The sequence below is a fragment of the Chryseobacterium sp. MEBOG06 genome, assembly GCF_021869765.1.
Lineage (GTDB): Bacteria > Bacteroidota > Bacteroidia > Flavobacteriales > Weeksellaceae > Chryseobacterium.
This window is the reverse complement of record NZ_CP084580.1, coordinates 977,635-992,839: the sequence shown is the minus strand read 5'-3', so window position 1 is coordinate 992,839 and position 15,205 is coordinate 977,635. Positions and strand designations below refer to the sequence as shown.

At 35.5% G+C, this 15,205-nt stretch carries 19 protein-coding genes; 13 read left to right on the top strand and 6 right to left on the bottom strand.

What is annotated here, in order from left to right; all coding sequences use genetic code 11:
• The first annotated feature begins 24 nt into the window (after positions 1 to 24).
• From LF887_RS04600 to LF887_RS04575, 6 genes are all read left to right on the top strand, one after another.
• Positions 25 to 564 carry an NADPH-dependent FMN reductase gene (locus tag LF887_RS04600; RefSeq protein ID WP_236857627.1) on the top strand — a complete coding sequence of 180 codons (540 nt, stop codon included), beginning with the start codon at positions 25 to 27 and terminating at the stop codon, positions 562 to 564.
• Positions 557 to 1,135 (top strand): TMEM175 family protein, encoded by a 579-nt coding sequence (locus LF887_RS04595; RefSeq protein ID WP_236857626.1) that lies wholly within the window; start codon positions 557 to 559, stop codon positions 1,133 to 1,135. Before LF887_RS04600 ends, LF887_RS04595 begins: the two co-directional genes overlap by 8 nt.
• A 1-nt stretch (position 1,136) precedes the next feature.
• Positions 1,137 to 1,355 (top strand): (4Fe-4S)-binding protein, encoded by a 219-nt coding sequence (locus LF887_RS04590; RefSeq protein WP_236857625.1) that lies wholly within the window; start codon positions 1,137 to 1,139, stop codon positions 1,353 to 1,355.
• Entirely contained in the window at positions 1,355 to 1,750 is a 396-nt protein-coding gene (locus LF887_RS04585; RefSeq protein WP_236857624.1) for an OsmC family protein, read from the top strand. Before LF887_RS04590 ends, LF887_RS04585 begins: the two co-directional genes overlap by 1 nt.
• Position 1,751: 1 nt before the next feature.
• Positions 1,752 to 2,039, top strand: a complete 288-nt coding sequence (locus tag LF887_RS04580; protein ID WP_236857623.1) for a GNAT family N-acetyltransferase — start codon at positions 1,752 to 1,754, stop codon at positions 2,037 to 2,039.
• 170 nt (positions 2,040 to 2,209) lie between these two features.
• Positions 2,210 to 3,772, top strand: coding sequence for a sodium:solute symporter (locus LF887_RS04575; protein ID WP_236857622.1), 1,563 nt, complete (start codon positions 2,210 to 2,212; stop codon positions 3,770 to 3,772).
• A gap of 139 nt (positions 3,773 to 3,911) precedes the next feature.
• Here LF887_RS04575 and LF887_RS04570 read toward each other — a convergent pair whose 3' ends face one another.
• Complete coding sequence (locus LF887_RS04570; RefSeq protein WP_236857621.1) at positions 3,912 to 6,152, bottom strand: reprolysin-like metallopeptidase; 2,241 nt, start codon at positions 6,150 to 6,152, stop codon at positions 3,912 to 3,914.
• A gap of 320 nt (positions 6,153 to 6,472) precedes the next feature.
• Between LF887_RS04570 and LF887_RS04565 the strand changes: the two genes are divergently transcribed.
• The 4 genes from LF887_RS04565 (at position 6,473) to LF887_RS04550 (ending at position 9,575) form a co-directional block, all read left to right on the top strand.
• A complete protein-coding gene (locus LF887_RS04565) occupies positions 6,473 to 6,991 on the top strand; it encodes a hypothetical protein (protein ID WP_236857620.1) in 519 nt (172 codons plus the stop codon).
• Positions 6,992 to 7,097: 106 nt separating this feature from the next.
• Complete coding sequence (locus tag LF887_RS04560) at positions 7,098 to 7,952, top strand: transketolase (protein WP_262912535.1); 855 nt, start codon at positions 7,098 to 7,100, stop codon at positions 7,950 to 7,952.
• 8 nt (positions 7,953 to 7,960) lie between these two features.
• Positions 7,961 to 8,614 (top strand): hypothetical protein, encoded by a 654-nt coding sequence (locus LF887_RS04555; RefSeq protein WP_236857618.1) that lies wholly within the window; start codon positions 7,961 to 7,963, stop codon positions 8,612 to 8,614.
• 16 nt (positions 8,615 to 8,630) lie between these two features.
• Entirely contained in the window at positions 8,631 to 9,575 is a 945-nt protein-coding gene (locus tag LF887_RS04550) for a transketolase family protein (RefSeq protein ID WP_236857617.1), read from the top strand.
• 88 nt (positions 9,576 to 9,663) lie between these two features.
• Here the strand turns inward: LF887_RS04550 and LF887_RS04545 are convergent, their stop codons facing one another.
• The 5 genes from LF887_RS04545 to LF887_RS04525 are packed head-to-tail and all read right to left on the bottom strand — an operon-like array spanning position 9,664 to position 12,356.
• Positions 9,664 to 10,185 (bottom strand): hypothetical protein, encoded by a 522-nt coding sequence (locus tag LF887_RS04545; protein ID WP_236857616.1) that lies wholly within the window; start codon positions 10,183 to 10,185, stop codon positions 9,664 to 9,666.
• Entirely contained in the window at positions 10,163 to 10,642 is a 480-nt protein-coding gene (locus LF887_RS04540) for a hypothetical protein (protein WP_236857615.1), read from the bottom strand. Before LF887_RS04540 ends, LF887_RS04545 begins: the two co-directional genes overlap by 23 nt.
• A 46-nt stretch (positions 10,643 to 10,688) precedes the next feature.
• On the bottom strand, positions 10,689 to 11,234 hold the full coding sequence (locus tag LF887_RS04535; protein ID WP_236857614.1) for a hypothetical protein: 546 nt from the start codon (positions 11,232 to 11,234) through the stop codon (positions 10,689 to 10,691).
• 26 nt (positions 11,235 to 11,260) lie between these two features.
• Positions 11,261 to 11,797 (bottom strand): DMP19 family protein, encoded by a 537-nt coding sequence (locus LF887_RS04530; RefSeq protein WP_236857613.1) that lies wholly within the window; start codon positions 11,795 to 11,797, stop codon positions 11,261 to 11,263.
• 28 nt (positions 11,798 to 11,825) lie between these two features.
• A complete protein-coding gene (locus tag LF887_RS04525) occupies positions 11,826 to 12,356 on the bottom strand; it encodes a DUF4303 domain-containing protein (protein ID WP_236857612.1) in 531 nt (176 codons plus the stop codon).
• Between the two features lie 656 nt (positions 12,357 to 13,012).
• Between LF887_RS04525 and LF887_RS04520 the strand changes: the two genes are divergently transcribed.
• The 3 genes from LF887_RS04520 to gwsG all read left to right on the top strand — a co-directional run bounded on the left by LF887_RS04520 (position 13,013) and on the right by gwsG (position 15,066).
• A complete protein-coding gene (locus tag LF887_RS04520; protein WP_262912510.1) occupies positions 13,013 to 13,198 on the top strand; it encodes a TIGR04139 family peptide modification target in 186 nt (61 codons plus the stop codon).
• Between the two features lie 99 nt (positions 13,199 to 13,297).
• Positions 13,298 to 14,164: a hypothetical protein gene (locus tag LF887_RS04515; RefSeq protein ID WP_236857610.1), complete on the top strand. Its 867-nt coding sequence runs from the start codon at positions 13,298 to 13,300 to the stop codon at positions 14,162 to 14,164.
• Positions 14,161 to 15,066, top strand: coding sequence for a grasp-with-spasm system ATP-grasp peptide maturase (gene gwsG / locus LF887_RS04510; protein ID WP_236857609.1), 906 nt, complete (start codon positions 14,161 to 14,163; stop codon positions 15,064 to 15,066). Before LF887_RS04515 ends, gwsG begins: the two co-directional genes overlap by 4 nt.
• Positions 15,067 to 15,205 lie beyond the last annotated feature (139 nt).

Genomic DNA, 15,205 nt, shown 5'->3' with positions numbered 1-15,205 from the left:
TATCCGTACCGGATGACAAAAGCCATGAAAATATTAGCATTTGCAGGAAGCACTTCTTCCACCTCCATCAACAGAGAACTGGTAAAGTTTGTACTGCGGGATTTTCAGGATCAGGAAATCAACCTGATTGACCTCAACGATTTCACGATGCCCGTTTTTTCTGTAGATCTCGAAAAGAAAGGATTTCCGGACAGCGCTCATCAGTTTTTAAAAGTGATTGAAGAATGTGATGTTATTATCTGCTCTCTTGCTGAGCACAACAGATCTTACAGCGCTGCTTTTAAAAATATTTTTGACTGGGCATCAAGAATCAATGTAAAGGTATTTCAAAACAAACCTATGTTTCTGATGAGTACTTCTCCGGGAGGCTATGGCGGAGGAAATGTAATGAATACGGCGAAGACATTTTTCCCACAGTTTGCAGCAGATATCAGGGATACTTTTTCACTCCCTAAATTCTATGAAAATTTTGATATGGAAAGCGGAGTGATCAACCCTGATATGCTTACAGACCTGAAGAACAAAATAGAAAATTTTAAAATCCAGGTTAAAAACAATGACTAAAGGGAGATTAGAGGCTTTCAGTGATGGTGTACTTGCCATTATTATTACCATTATGGTGCTTGAGCTAAAAGTACCGGAAGGGAATACCTGGACCAGCCTCAAACCTCTTCTCCCAAAGTTTTTGGCTTATATTTTCAGTTTTATTTATATAGGAATCTATTGGAACAATCACCATCATTTGTTTCAAACGGTAAAGAAGGTTAACGGCAGTATTCTTTGGGCTAATCTTCATCTTTTATTCTGGCTATCCCTGATGCCTATCGCTACGGAATGGATCGGAACAACCGGTTTTGCAGAAAATCCTGTTGCAGCTTATGGAATGGTGCTCATTATGTCCGCCATTGCCTACACTATTCTGGAAAATCTGATTATAAGGTATGAAGGTGAAAATTCACAGCTCAAAGAGGCTATACATTCAAAATCTAAAGAATATATATCGATTATATTTTATGTACTCGGCATAGCAACTTCTTTTTTTTATCCTTATATTGCCATAGGTTTTTATTATATCGTGGCGCTCATATGGCTGATTCCGGACAGAAGAATCGAAAAATCATTAAAAGAAAATTAATATGGAAATACACGAATATACCAACGGTCCCATCACTGTCATCTGGCAGCCCCAGAAGTGTATCCACTCAACTGTATGCGTAAAAATGCTTCCAAAGGTCTACAATCCTAAAGAGAGACCCTGGATAAAGGCAGAAAATGCAACCCCGGAAGAACTTAAAGAGCAGATAGACCAATGCCCTTCCGGAGCATTAAGTTATAAATTCAACACAGAAAAATAATGGCGGTAACGGTAAAAGCAAGTTTAGGAAAAACAAAATATTATACGGAGGTAACGGCTGGCGAAAACCAGATCATTACTGATGAGCCTATCGATAAAGGCGGACAGAATAAAGGGTTCAATCCTCTGGAAATTCTGGCCACTTCTCTGGCAAGCTGTACAGCTGCTACTCTCAGAATGTATATCGAAAGGAAAGAATGGGATGTGGAAAATATCCATGTGGAAGTAGAACTCGAAAATTATCCACTCACCAAAAGAGCAGTTTTCAAAAGAGATATCACCTTTGAAGGGATTCTGGATGATGAGCAGCTAAAAAGACTGCACATTATTGCTGATGCCTGCCCTGTTCATAAAATACTAACTAACGACATAGAAATATTAACTAAATTCTCATAGTATGATCGAAGTAAAACAAAACAACGACGAAAAACACGGAAGTTTTGAAGCTTTCATAGACGGAAGACGCGCAGGAATGATGACTTATACCTGGGCAGGAGAAGAAAGATTTATTATTGACCACACGGAGGTGGAAGAAGCCTACAACGGAAAAGGTGTAGGTAAAGAAATGCTTTTGGCAGCTGTAGATTTTGCCCGGAAGAACGGGAAAAAGATTATCCCCCTCTGCCCTTTTGCGAAAGCGAGTTTTCAAAAGAGTGAGGATATTCAGGATGTTTTGGTGAATTAATCACTTTTCCACCCCTTACCATATAAGCCTTTCAGAAGTAAATTTTGAAAGGTTTTTTGTTTTATTGTTCAGCAAAACGGGATTATATATCTATAAAAACTGACTGTGAAGTAAATTCACGATTCACGAGTGATCTTTTTTATATATTTGCTAAAATTTAAAATTAAAGCATGAATCCAGGAACTATCCTTTTGCTATTTGTTTTTATCTACTTTATCGGTCTTTTGGTGATTTCTTATTTTACCAGCCGTAATTCTGATAACCAGTCATTTTTTATCGGCAACAAGAAAAGCAAATGGTGGCTTGTGGCATTCGGAATGATAGGAACCAGCCTTAGTGGGGTTACTTTCATTTCAGTTCCGGGAACGGTAGGTAAGATGACCGGCTCCGAGTATATCTACGGAGGTTTTGAATATTATATGATGGTGATTGGTTTTTTCATCGGGTATTTTATTGTGGCTGCGGTGTTACTGCCATTGTATTATAAGATGAACCTGACTTCCATTTATACCTATTTGGGGAGAAGATTCAATGTAGAAGCTCACAAAATAGGATCAATATTTTTTATCATTTCAAGAGCAATTGGTGCTACAGCAAGGCTATACCTTGTAGTCAATGTATTGCAGATCTTCTTACTGGAAGGTCTAGGGGTTCCGTTTTGGGTAACTTCGATGGTCCTTTTGCTGATGGTCCTTTTATATACTTTTGAGGGAGGGGTAAAAACGATTGTGATTACAGATACTTTACAGACTTCTTTCATGATTATCAGTTTGGTGGCCTGTATTATTTTTATTCTTTCGAATCTAAATCTTTCTTTTGGGGAAGCTTATACTATTTTAGGGCAGAAAAATTACACGCATTTCATCAATTTTGATCCGAATTCCAAGACATTTTTCCTTAAAACCATTTTAGGCGGAATTTTTATTACTATTGCGATGACAGGTCTGGATCAGGAAATGATGCAGAAAAACATCTCGGTGGATAACCTTAAAAATTCAAAGAAAAATATGCTGACTTTCGCAGGAACTCTACTTATTGTGAATCTGGCATTCCTGTTTTTAGGTGGATTATTATATCTTTTTGCACTTCAGAACGGTGCAGAATATGGAACAATAAACGCTGAGACGGTAACTAATATTTTTGGGTTCAAAGATTCAGCAGGCAATATTAAAAATATCATGGGGGATGACCTTTTCCCGGCTTTATCTCTTCAGGGATATTTCCCGATGTTTATTTCCATTATTTTTATTATCGGACTTATTTCAGCATTATTCCCTTCTGCTGACGGGGCTTTGACTGCAGTAACAAGTTCATACTGTGTAGACCTTCTTAACCTTAATGAAGATAAGACGAAAACAGAAAAAGAAAAGAAACACCTTCGTATGAAAGTGCATTTGATTTTCACTGTAGTTTTCTTCATCTTAATTATGATTTTCAAAGCATTGAATGACAAATCTATTGTGTATCTGATCATGGAAATTGCCGGTTACACATATGGACCTCTTTTAGGACTTTTTGCTTTTGGGATTTTTACGAAATTTCAGATTTCCAGAAAGTATTCTATTCTTGCGGTTACCATTTTAGCCCCTGTTATTACTTATTTTATCAATTTGGCCGTTACAACATACACTGATTACAGAATTGGCGTGGAATTGATTGTTCTTAACGGGCTGCTAACGTTTATTGGTCTTTGGCTGGTGAAAAACAAGCAGTATCTGAAACTTGTAAAATAATTATAAGTTCTGACTAAAACCAAAGAGCAAGTTCAATTGATCTAAAATAGAAAGATTATATTTTTAAATAATTAAAAAAGCTGTTTTCACAATGTGTGAAAACAGCTTTTTTTACCCAATTAGTTTATTTAAAAATTGTTTATTCTTTAATCCACTTTACAGTTTGTTCAAAGTCTTTGGTTTTAACTTTTACTAAATAATTTCCTTTTACCAGTTCGGTAAGGTTGAAAGTCCCTACTTTATCCTGATTAAGTTTATTATTCTGCTGAGTGAATACCAGTCTTCCGCTTACATCATATACTGTAACATCGTATGTTTCGTTTTGTTTAGCAAATTTAATATTAAGGATTCCCTTGCTTGGGTTAGGATATACCGCAAATACATCTTTATTTCCGGATATTTCATTAACGCCTAAGACTTCTTTATTAATTGTAAAATTAACAGGGTTAATATTAAAAAATACATTTCCTTCTCCTGCCACCATAATTCTGGCCTGTGTTGTATTTACATCAGGGATAGTGATGGTTTCTGAGCCATCATTAGGTGTAGAAGCTAAAATTGTGATTGGATAAGTGAAGCCTCCGTCAGTAGAAAGATAGATACTTACATTGGCACAGCTTACAGGAGCAGCAGCAGTATTTGCTACATTCCATGTTATGGTCTGTGTACTGTTGCCTGTCCAGCTTACTGCAGTACCCGGTGCTGTCACTGTGAATGGCCCTGAATTCCCATCAACAACAATACTAGCATCATCGTTGGCAACTCCCGCACAACCCGGATTATTATCTCTTACTGTTAATCTGAACTCCATTGTTCTTGCATACGATGGTAAAATCTCACCTATAGTAGTGGTATTATTGATGATATCAGTAATTTTCGGGAAATATCTGTAAGGCACGGTTGTTGGTAAAAAAGATCTGAAAATCGGAGAATTTCCTGCTGGAGCATTCCAGTTTCCTCCTGTTGATGTTGCATCGTTCTGTTCCCAGCAGTAGGTAAGTGCATTGTTCTCAGCATCTGTTGCAGAACCAGTTAATTTGAACGGTGTCCCCTTAGGTATAGTATAATTGTTTCCTGCATTTACAACGGGAGCTGTGTTGGTAACAGGAGATGTCACCTGACACGTTGTTGACTGTACTTTTGTAGTGATAGACTGAAAAGAACGCGTATGGAAAATAGCGATACTATTTGCTGCTAAATTATTTGCTGCTCCACAAATACCTGCATAGGCCATAATGGTAATTCCGCTTCCGGGTTCTACGGCATTCGCTGCGCTGCGGTTAGTTCCACCGCAATTTCCTGTTGTTGCATTGAAAGTATGCTGACCTCCAAACTGATGTCCTACTTCGTGGGCCACGTAGTCAATATCATAAGGATCACCTACAGGATTTGGTGAACCTGTAATTCCTCTTCCTTTATTTGAATTGTTGCAGATAACACCTAATCCGGCCAGTCCGCCGCCACCTGTACTGAACGTGTGTCCAATATCATAGTTTGCGTTTCCTATCAGCAAATCAATCTGAGTCTGGCTTTCATTAATTAATGTATTGGCATTATCATTTCCATTAAAAGGATCAGTAGCACCATTTGTAAAGATAACATTGGTCTCATTATCCACCAATATCAATCTTGAAGCAACTTCCTGTTCGTACACTCCGTTTACCCGGTTTACAGAGGTTACAATAGCTGATAAAGTCTGAGCGACTGTTGGTGTTGCAGAGCCCGTTGCTGCCACTGCATATTCTCCCGTACATGCTACTGCAAACCTGAAGATTCTAATTTGAGTTCCTACGCTTGGAGTGACGGTTTTTTGTGCATTTTTTTTTTCTAATGGAGCTTCCTCATCTTTCGATCCACATATTCTCGGATTTTTATCAATCAGATCACTTTTCTTATAAATAATATAATTGTTAGTATCCTGTTTTGCATAAGGATCAATGTAGGTATCCCCCGATACTACTGATTTTATCTGAGCATGGAATCCCAGTTCTGTAAAATCCAGTTTTATAGTAGCATACTGATCGTCAACTCCCTGGCCTGTAAAGGTAACAAGCTGAGGAAACTGCTGTGCCAGTTTAGGAGCCATTACTGATGATTTCCAAATTCTGAATTTAGCTTTTGATCCATCGGGCATTGGCAGCACAATAATCGGAGCTTTATCTTTAAAATCACTATCACCCAGTTCCGGAACTGTGTTAAAATAGTTTTTCATTGCAGCCACGTTCAGATGATAAGTAAGAAATTTTTCGGGCTGTACCGTTCTGCTTTTTGGGTCTGCTTTAATGGACCTTTCGCTGATTGAGGTAAAAAAATCCTGTGCTTTTCCCAGGGAAATGGATAAAACAAATATCCCCAGAGACAATAGTTTTTTAATTTTCATAATTCATGGTGTTTGAGTTTCACAAAATATAGTTAAATGGGTTAAAAACATAAAAAAAAATACATTTGCTGTAAAAAAACAACATTTTAAACTACAAATATTGATAAAAATAGTAAAATTTATTCAAAAAAAATTAAATAAAACACAAAACACTCACTATTACATAAAACGCTCAATACTAATCATACAATTAAAGTCTTTCGAAATACAGAAATCACTGAATATCACTGATTCCGGCGATACCTGTAAAAGATACTTTTTAAGTATCTTTGAATTCAGTAAATGAACGAAAATAATAACTCATTACTACCCCAAAAACTATGAAAAAAATCATTTCAACTTTCGCATTTGTATTACTATTTGGCTTTATAAATGCTCAGGAAAACTTTGAAGTCTCCACTTTAAGAATCGGACCTTATAAAATCTTTATGGACAAAAGTGAAGCAGAAAAAATTTCGGGTACTTCTCTTAAAATTTCTGACAGCGAGAAAAAGAATTTTGTAAAATATAATGGAGAGCTTATCAGCGTGGAAGTTTACCAGGGATATGGAGGTGATGCCAAGCCTGATGCGATTACGATCACAGGAATGACCACAACCAGTAAAAAATTTAAAACAAAAAGCGGAATGGGAGTTGGGAGTACCAGAGATGAACTTATTAATACCTATAGAAATTATCCTACATTCAGTATTCGTCCGGAGTATGATGATAACGGCAAGCGTCTGAAAGATTCGGGATACTTTAATATTGAAGATTATGATGCAGGAACAGAGCTTACGTTTAGATTTGTGAATAATATTGTCACGGAAATCAAAGTTTACGTCAATGAAGGCTGCTAAAACAGTGAAATATGCATACACATCAAAATCCGGGTTTTCATATCCGGATTTTTGCATTTCCATAAGCCGTTAAAAAATTGTAAATTCGCGTGCAAATAAATCAGATATAATGAGTAAAAGTATTGAAGAGTTAAAATCTCTTACTACGCAGATCAGAAGAGACATTTTAAGAATGGTTCATGCTGTAAATTCAGGACACCCTGGCGGAAGTTTAGGTTGTACGGAATACTTCACAGCCATTTATGGAAAGGTAATGAATTATAAGCTTCCTTTCACAATGGAAGGAAAAAATGAAGATCATTTTTATCTATCAAACGGGCACATTTCTCCAGTATTCTACTCTACTTTGGCAAGATTTGACTTCTTCCCGGTAGAAGAACTCAGCACTTTCAGAAAATTAGATTCAAGGTTACAGGGCCACCCTACTACCCATGAAGGGCTTCCTGGTATCAGAATCGCTTCAGGTTCTCTTGGACAGGGACTTTCTGTAGCTCTTGGTGTAGCGGAAGGTAAAAAACTGGATGGTGATAAGTCTCTTGTTTACACGCTTCACGGAGATGGTGAACTTCAGGAAGGTCAGATCTGGGAAGCTCTGATGTATGCTGCTGCTAAAAAAGTAGATAACATTATCTCTACTATTGACTACAATGGGCGTCAGATTGACGGAGATACTGATGATGTATTAAGCCTGGGTAATCTTCACGCTAAGCTTGAAGCATTCGGATGGATTGTTTTGGAAGAAAAGAACGGTAATGATCTTGAAGCTGTAGTTGCAATTCTTGAGAAAGCAAAAACAGAAACAGGAAAAGGAAAACCAGTTGTAATTATCCTTCATACGGAGATGGGTGCAGGTGTAGATTTTATGATGGGATCTCACGCATGGCATGGTAAAGCTCCTAACGACGAGCAGTTGGATACGGCATTCAAACAATTGTATTTAGAAGCTCCGGCAGATTATTAATTATTAAAGTGAAAGCTAAATTATTTTTTTTACTATTATTCATATCCATCAAACTATGGAGCCAGCGTTCTGTGATTTTAAAATATGAACTGGATTATCAAAATGATAATAAAGTATATGTTGATCAGGATAATGAAATGATAATAAAAGAAATTAGCGCAGACATTCCATATAATATTGAGATTATAAAAAACAGAAAATCCAACTATTATGGAGGGAGCATCAAAAAGACCTTTAATTTAGTAGTAGCTTCTGATTATAATACTGAGGTTAAAGATGTTGTAAATACCTATGAAATTTTATACAACGAGAATAAAGGAGCCACAGATATAAATGGCTTTACCTGTAAAGAATATGTAATTCTGAAAAACAAAGAAATTTATTTCCGCGTACTTATTGATAGTGAGAATGCTATAAATAATACAGAATTACTAAATTTTATGACAGGCATTCCTTTTTCACAGGTTATTTTTCCCAAAGGTTTAATTATAGGCATTAAAAATGAAAAAGGTAAAATGTCATTTGAACTAAAGAAAATAGCCAATATCAATTTCAAAATTAGGTACGATATTGAGAATGACATCAAGAAAAACAATGAATTGGAACGTAAAAAATCACAAAATTTCAAATCTAGCGGTGTTTATTATACTCCCCCTAATTAAATTTAAATAGAAAAAAATGAAATATACATATACAGAAAAAAAGGACACTCGTTCAGGATTCGGAGCAGGATTAGCTGAACTTGCTGATACAAACCCCAATGTAGTAGCACTTTGTGCAGACCTTATCGGTTCTTTGAAAATGGAGAAATTCATTGAGAAAGCTCCGGAAAGATTCTTCCAGATAGGTATTGCTGAAGCTAACATGATGGGTATTGCAGCAGGTCTTAGCATCACAGGAAAAATTCCTTTCACAGGAACTTTCGCTAACTTCTCTACATCAAGAGTATATGACCAGATCCGTCAGTCTATCGCTTATTCTAATAAAAATGTAAAAATCTGTGCATCTCACGCAGGTCTTACTTTAGGAGAAGATGGGGCTACTCACCAGGTATTGGAAGACATCGGTATGATGAAAATGCTTCCTGGGATGACGGTAATCAATCCTTGTGATTACAACCAGACCAAAGCGGCTACTATTGCTATTGCTGAGCACGAAGGTCCTGTATATTTAAGATTCGGAAGACCTACTGTTCCTGTATTCATCCCTGAAGATATGCCTTTCGAAATTGGAAAAGGAATTATGCTTCAGGAAGGTACTGATGTGACAATTGTTGCAACAGGGCATCTTGTATGGGAATCTCTTGTAGCGGCTGATGAGCTTGAAAAAGAAGGTATTTCTTGTGAGGTAATCAACATCCACACGATCAAACCTCTTGACGAAGAGATTATTTTAAAATCTGTTGAAAAAACAGGGAAAATTGTAACGGCTGAAGAGCACAACTACCTTGGTGGTTTAGGAGAATCTGTTGCGGGAATGCTTGCAAGAAGAAGACCTACAAGACAGGAGTTTGTAGCTGTAAATGATACTTTCGGAGAGTCTGCAACACCTGCTGAACTAATGAAGAAGTATAAGATTGATGCTGCTGCAGTGAAGGAAGCTGTCAAAAGAATTTTAGCTTAATATAAGCTAGCTTATATATAAACTCCGGCGGTTTCTTCGAAACCGCCGGAGTTTTGTTTTCATTAGTTATTATTGTTTTTACCCCCGCTTATGATTCTCGTGTCCTGTTTAACGGAACTCCTATGGCTTCCAGCACCGGACATAAAATCTTTTCTATATATTCATCTTCCCTTCTGTTGGAAGCTTTTGATCCTGAAAAATAGTTGCTGATCCTATAATTTTTTACAAACTGATTTCTCTTTTTTCCCATCGAGTAATAATAACCTCCGCTTTCATCATGCACAAAATAGGTCATCTCATCAAAATTCATAATTTTCTTAGAGAAAATCTGCTTTCTGTAAATACACTTTTCTGATTTATCAAAAGTATATTTCACAGGCACATGGAAAAGCAGATCAAAGAGGAAATAAGCCATATAAAGACCCCAAAGTCCCAAAGCAACTTTAAAATATTCTTCGGACATTTTATCCCGAAAGTAATAGGTCATTACCGGAAGAGCAATTACCCCCAGCCCCAGCCACCACACCAATGTACGCAGGAAACTGTAATTGGGCATGAAGCTTATTTCGCTTCCGTTGTTTTCAAATTTATACCGGTCTGTTACGTTCATTATCAGCCTCATTAATGTTCATAATATCTTCTGTTTCATTGATCATTTTTTGTATCCCTTTGTGGGTAACAGCCTGCCCTATCGTAAGCTTTTCCTGCTTTCCGTTGACTTCAAAATGCATAAAAAGGGCTACATTGACTGTAAAAAGGCCTAAATATTTAGTACCTATTACTTCAAAATTGGTAAAATCCTGTATTGAATACGTCTTCGCTGAGGCAAAAACAGTATGCTTCCCTGTAATGGTTTTCTGATCCATATCAATGATAAACTTCTTGGTAAAAAAATTGATTACAATAAGAACCACAAGGGCAATAAGAATAAGGCTCATAATCCTTACACTATTAAAAGTAAAGCCTGCTACTACCAAAAAAAAGAGAGAAAGGACAGCGACAAAAACCGGCTGATTTTTAAAAATGTACTGGCTTCCTTCTTTCTTATAAAAGTTATAGTTATTCATAATTTAATATTTATTTTTTTTGTTTTGATTGAGTGTGTCTGTAACCTTAGTACTGCCTTTGGGCAATCTCATCTTCATTGATGATTTTCAATGTATTTAAATCTGTTCTGAAATAGGAGTCATGAATTGAAAAATAGGCATCTATTTTTACCATAGTCTGTGCTGATGCTTTTTTCCAGCAGTCGAAAAACCATTGTTCAAACAGCAGATACTTTTCCTCATCATATTCCTCCAGAATATCATCCAGATCATCATCTTCATATTCATCCTGAAACTCTGCAGCAGCAGTCCATATTTTCTCAGGGATAAGGGCGGTCCATTCGCTATTTCCTTCTGTAGTCTGATTCTTTTTTGCAGGAAGAAATATTTTATTTGAAGCCATTCTGCCTGTAGCATCTACTCCCCAGGATATGATGTTCAGATAATCATATTCATACTCAAAATAAAAAGCTTTGACATCAGCCTTAGTATTCTCGTTAAGGTACGTTACAGATTCCCCTTTCAGGAGATGAATCAGATCTTCGGTAAGCTGTGAACTGATCTCGCCAAGATAATGTTTAAATTCAATATTGAGTTTTTTAAGATCTTCCATATCTATAGAATATTCATTTTTAGAGTTTATCTGTCTATTATATGTCCGGTCCATTTTTCCAGTTCAGAAAACATCTCATCAACAGTAAGTACTTTCAGATCCGGATGCTCCTTTAGCCATTGAGAATGAAGCTCGGTTATGTTTTCATCCAGACTGTAAAATGTATCGTTTTTCAAACCATCCCTTGTTTTGTTGGGACCGAAATACTCACTTTCCAAAAACTTCTGAAGTTCACTTTCTTGAAGCCTCTCTACTTTTGAGCATTGTTCCTGAAAAAGCTCCAGATGTTTTTCTGCTCCTATTTTCTTTAAACCTACTCCAATCATTTTATTAAGTTCTGGAGACCATCCGGAATTCCATACAAACTGGGAGAAATTCCCATTACTGTACTGACCTGCATAATAATCTATATAGTAGCTGGTTATTGAATCATCATGTATATTTTCTGCATCAATTCCCTCTTCGTTCAGAAGATTAACGACAGAAATATTAGAAAGAATCAAATCGTAAGGATCACTGCTCTTATAGGAGGTATCCGAAACAATTATTTTATCTGATTTCATATTATATAATAAGGTGTTGTTTTATTCTTTAATGCCATGTGGCCATCCACTCCAGATATTCATTTTTATATTCATTATCATTTAGTCTGATAATGATCTTTTCCAGATCCTCATTTTGAAATTCATAGTCTGAAACTGTAAAGGTGACGAAAATATCTTTGCCTGTGATCTGTGTAAAAAAGTTCTCATCTTTAAGCTTTTCCAGCACTTCAATACATGTAGAATACAGCTGGGCCTGAAAATCCCCAAACCATTGATCATCTTCTTCATTCTCATCAAGCGCGGCTCTCAGCCGGGTACAAATTTCCTCAAACTCATGATGAGCACCTTCCATTTCATAAGCCCATTCAGCAGGCTCATATTTGTAATAAAGAATATCATCCTCATCCACTGTTTCAAGCATCTCTAAAGTATTGGTTGCAGGACATACCGTCATAGCTCCTTCATCACTATACAATGCAAAACTGCAGATACCTTCTGTACCATGTTTTTCATACATTTCCAAGAAGGCTTTTTTAGCGGCATTTTCTATCTGCCCTTTCAAAATTTCAAAATCCATATTCCTCTTCTATTTTAAAATGGGCGGTAAAAATACCCTTATCCTACCAAATTAGTATGTTATATTTCATAAAAGTATAGCCAGTTTCATGATTATGGCTATATCATTTTGTAATTAATGCTTGTTTTCATTGCTACACATGAGCAGTCAGAGAATCATATCATTAGTATTGTAAAAAATGAGGACAAATTCCTTACTTTAATTGTTGAAACAGACAATCTGAAAATACGATTTTTATACTTGCCTATAATAATTGTACGACTATCGTAGATAATGGATTATTGTGTACAATAGAAAATATTAGTATTCCTGATTGTATTGATTAATATTTTACTCCTTTTCGACAGCCCCTTTTTTTCAGTTACTTTGATTTTTGGCATTCTATTAAATCTCACTACAGTTTTCTGATCTGAATGTGTACAAAATACATGGATAAACCAGTAAAATCAATACAGAAATCTGCACATAATATACAATAATTGTCACTTTAAAATGATCTAATTATTTATAGTTTTGAAAACATCAACGTTGACGAAATTTATTCTACATCTTTAAATTGTATATGTACAGTGCATGATAAACATGAGAATAATTCACCCCAATGTCAGGGATTGTATGACACAAATAATTTTATATAACACTAAAAAATTATCAAAATGAAAAAATTAAATGGAATGAAGAGCAATTTCTCTTCTTTAGAAAACAAAAAAATGAAAAGTCTACAATCTATCAAAGGTGGTGGAGAATCTGCAATCAACTATGTTTCTACAAATAATGGAGAAGTATATGATAAAGAAACATGGGTTGATCATGAACGCAAATCAACTTTATACATCGGCTAAACTCAATAACAAAGTAAATACATATTATGTAAGGGAGGAATTATTTCCTCCTTTTATAAACTAAAAGAATCTTATTGACTGAATAAAACTGATTATATAATGAAACGAAATTCCATTTTGATATATCTATTCATCATTATTTCTATTGTTCTTTCCTGCAAAAGCAATGATTATATTGTTTATTATAACAGAGTGAATGAAATTGATAGCCTTTTTCGGATTGCTAGCCAACCCGAGAAAGCTATAAAGCAATACAGAAAACTGTTTAAAAAATACAACCCTAAAAATCAGGAACGCATTAAAGAATATGAGACGTACATCAAACTGGCAGATCAATATCAAAAAAATTTCGGCGGAAAGAAAAGTCTTTACAAGCTTATCCCTTTGATTGCTCCTTATGAAGGGTCGGAAAAAAATTACTTCAGTCTGTTCCAAAAATACGGTATAGACAGCACTGAAGTGAAACAGAGAATTGCAGACTGGAAAAAAGGTTTGAATAAACGGCTTGTAGATTCTTTCAGTATTGCTTTTATCCGTGATCAGGCTGAAGGCCGAAGAAATCCTCAGCGTATGGAAAAGAACGACAGAATAAATGCAGAACTTTTGAAATGGACCTTTGAACATTATGGCTATCCTTCGATACAAAAAATAGGACTTATTGGAAATGATGGGGTATTTATGCCCATGCATCCCTTGTTCAGCCATATGGTAAATTCAAAAGAATATCCATATTTCAAAGCAAAAATGCTTGAATATATAAAATCCGGAGACTGCATTCCCAAAGACTACGCCAATATGGTAGATCGACACAATCTGCAAATCAGTAAGAAAGGAATACTATATGGTATTTACCTAAGCTATGATGCTATTGTAGATACAATAAAAGCTGATCAGGAAAGAAAAAAAATAGGTATACCTAGTATTAAACATTCTTCTAAAATCACAAAAGATTACTTTAAAAAATGATCCTTATTATTTCCAACAACAATGAAAGGACAACCGTAAAAATTATTGAATGGCTCCTTGAAATGAAAAAGAAATTTATCCGTATACATGAGGATGAAATTTTTGAAATTAAAGTTGAAAACAAAAAAATCTTTTTAGAAAGTAACAGAAACACTTTTTTCCTGAGTGAAATAAGCAGTGTATGGTATCGAAGAGGCAGGTTAAAAATCAAACGTCTGCGATGTGACAATCATTCTGTGAATGCTCATATGAATGAAGTACAGCATTGGCTGGAAGATTATGTAAGAAAAACGCTGGAATCTAAAAAACATATCAATAAAGAAAGTAACAGCGATATTAATAAGCTGCTGGTATTGGAACAGGCTAAAAAAGCAGGTTTAGAGGTTCCTGAATACTTTCTGGCAGACAATACCAATCAGGTATCTCTACATAATACCATTATCAAAACAATTGGCGGAAACCCAATATTGGACGATATAGATAAAGATTTAAACGGTATTATGTACACTACAACTATACAGCAAAAAGAGAAAAAAGATTTCTTTATCACTTTCTTTCAGGAGCAAATTGAAAAAGAATTTGAAATAAGAACCTTCTATCTGAACGGAAAATGCCACTCGATGGCCATTTTCTCTCAGAACGATGAACAAACCAAAACAGATTTCAGGAAATACAATTTAGAAAAGCCTAATAGAAATGTTCCTTATGACCTTCCTTATGATGTTGAAGAAAAAATTGATCTACTGATGCAAACCCTGGATTTAAATTGTGGTTCATTAGATTTTATAAAAGGTAAAGATGGAAGATATTACTTTTTGGAAGTCAATGCAATTGGGCAATTCCTCGGACTCTCCAATATATGCAACTATTCGCTGGATAAAGAAATTGCAGAATATTTATGAAAATCAAAGTAACAGAAACGAACAAATTACCCCTCACGTTCAAGCATATTGAAACTTTTCGTAATCAGAAACTTAAAAAAGGAAATGATATCGTCTATGTTTTAGATTGTGAAAAATATCAAAGTAATTTTCACATAAG

Excerpts from the sequence above, each read along its gene's own strand:
- LF887_RS04580 (WP_236857623.1), top strand. The coding sequence starts at position 1,752 with ATGATCGAAGTAAAACAAAACAACGACGAAAAACACGGAAGTTTTGAA.
- LF887_RS04535 (WP_236857614.1), bottom strand. The coding sequence starts at position 11,234 with ATGGAAGATCTTAAAAAACTCAATATTGAATTTAAACATTATCTTGGC.
- LF887_RS04585 (WP_236857624.1), top strand. The coding sequence starts at position 1,355 with ATGGCGGTAACGGTAAAAGCAAGTTTAGGAAAAACAAAATATTATACG.
- LF887_RS04515 (WP_236857610.1), top strand. The coding sequence starts at position 13,298 with ATGAAACGAAATTCCATTTTGATATATCTATTCATCATTATTTCTATT.
- LF887_RS04540 (WP_236857615.1), bottom strand. The coding sequence starts at position 10,642 with ATGAATAACTATAACTTTTATAAGAAAGAAGGAAGCCAGTACATTTTT.
- LF887_RS04545 (WP_236857616.1), bottom strand. The coding sequence starts at position 10,185 with ATGAACGTAACAGACCGGTATAAATTTGAAAACAACGGAAGCGAAATA.
- LF887_RS04530 (WP_236857613.1), bottom strand. The coding sequence starts at position 11,797 with ATGAAATCAGATAAAATAATTGTTTCGGATACCTCCTATAAGAGCAGT.
- LF887_RS04575 (WP_236857622.1), top strand. The coding sequence starts at position 2,210 with ATGAATCCAGGAACTATCCTTTTGCTATTTGTTTTTATCTACTTTATC.
- LF887_RS04595 (WP_236857626.1), top strand. The coding sequence starts at position 557 with ATGACTAAAGGGAGATTAGAGGCTTTCAGTGATGGTGTACTTGCCATT.
- LF887_RS04590 (WP_236857625.1), top strand. The coding sequence starts at position 1,137 with ATGGAAATACACGAATATACCAACGGTCCCATCACTGTCATCTGGCAG.
- LF887_RS04600 (WP_236857627.1), top strand. The coding sequence starts at position 25 with ATGAAAATATTAGCATTTGCAGGAAGCACTTCTTCCACCTCCATCAAC.
- gwsG (WP_236857609.1), top strand. The coding sequence starts at position 14,161 with ATGATCCTTATTATTTCCAACAACAATGAAAGGACAACCGTAAAAATT.
- LF887_RS04550 (WP_236857617.1), top strand. The coding sequence starts at position 8,631 with ATGAAATATACATATACAGAAAAAAAGGACACTCGTTCAGGATTCGGA.
- LF887_RS04570 (WP_236857621.1), bottom strand. The coding sequence starts at position 6,152 with ATGAAAATTAAAAAACTATTGTCTCTGGGGATATTTGTTTTATCCATT.
- LF887_RS04565 (WP_236857620.1), top strand. The coding sequence starts at position 6,473 with ATGAAAAAAATCATTTCAACTTTCGCATTTGTATTACTATTTGGCTTT.
- LF887_RS04520 (WP_262912510.1), top strand. The coding sequence starts at position 13,013 with ATGAAAAAATTAAATGGAATGAAGAGCAATTTCTCTTCTTTAGAAAAC.
- LF887_RS04525 (WP_236857612.1), bottom strand. The coding sequence starts at position 12,356 with ATGGATTTTGAAATTTTGAAAGGGCAGATAGAAAATGCCGCTAAAAAA.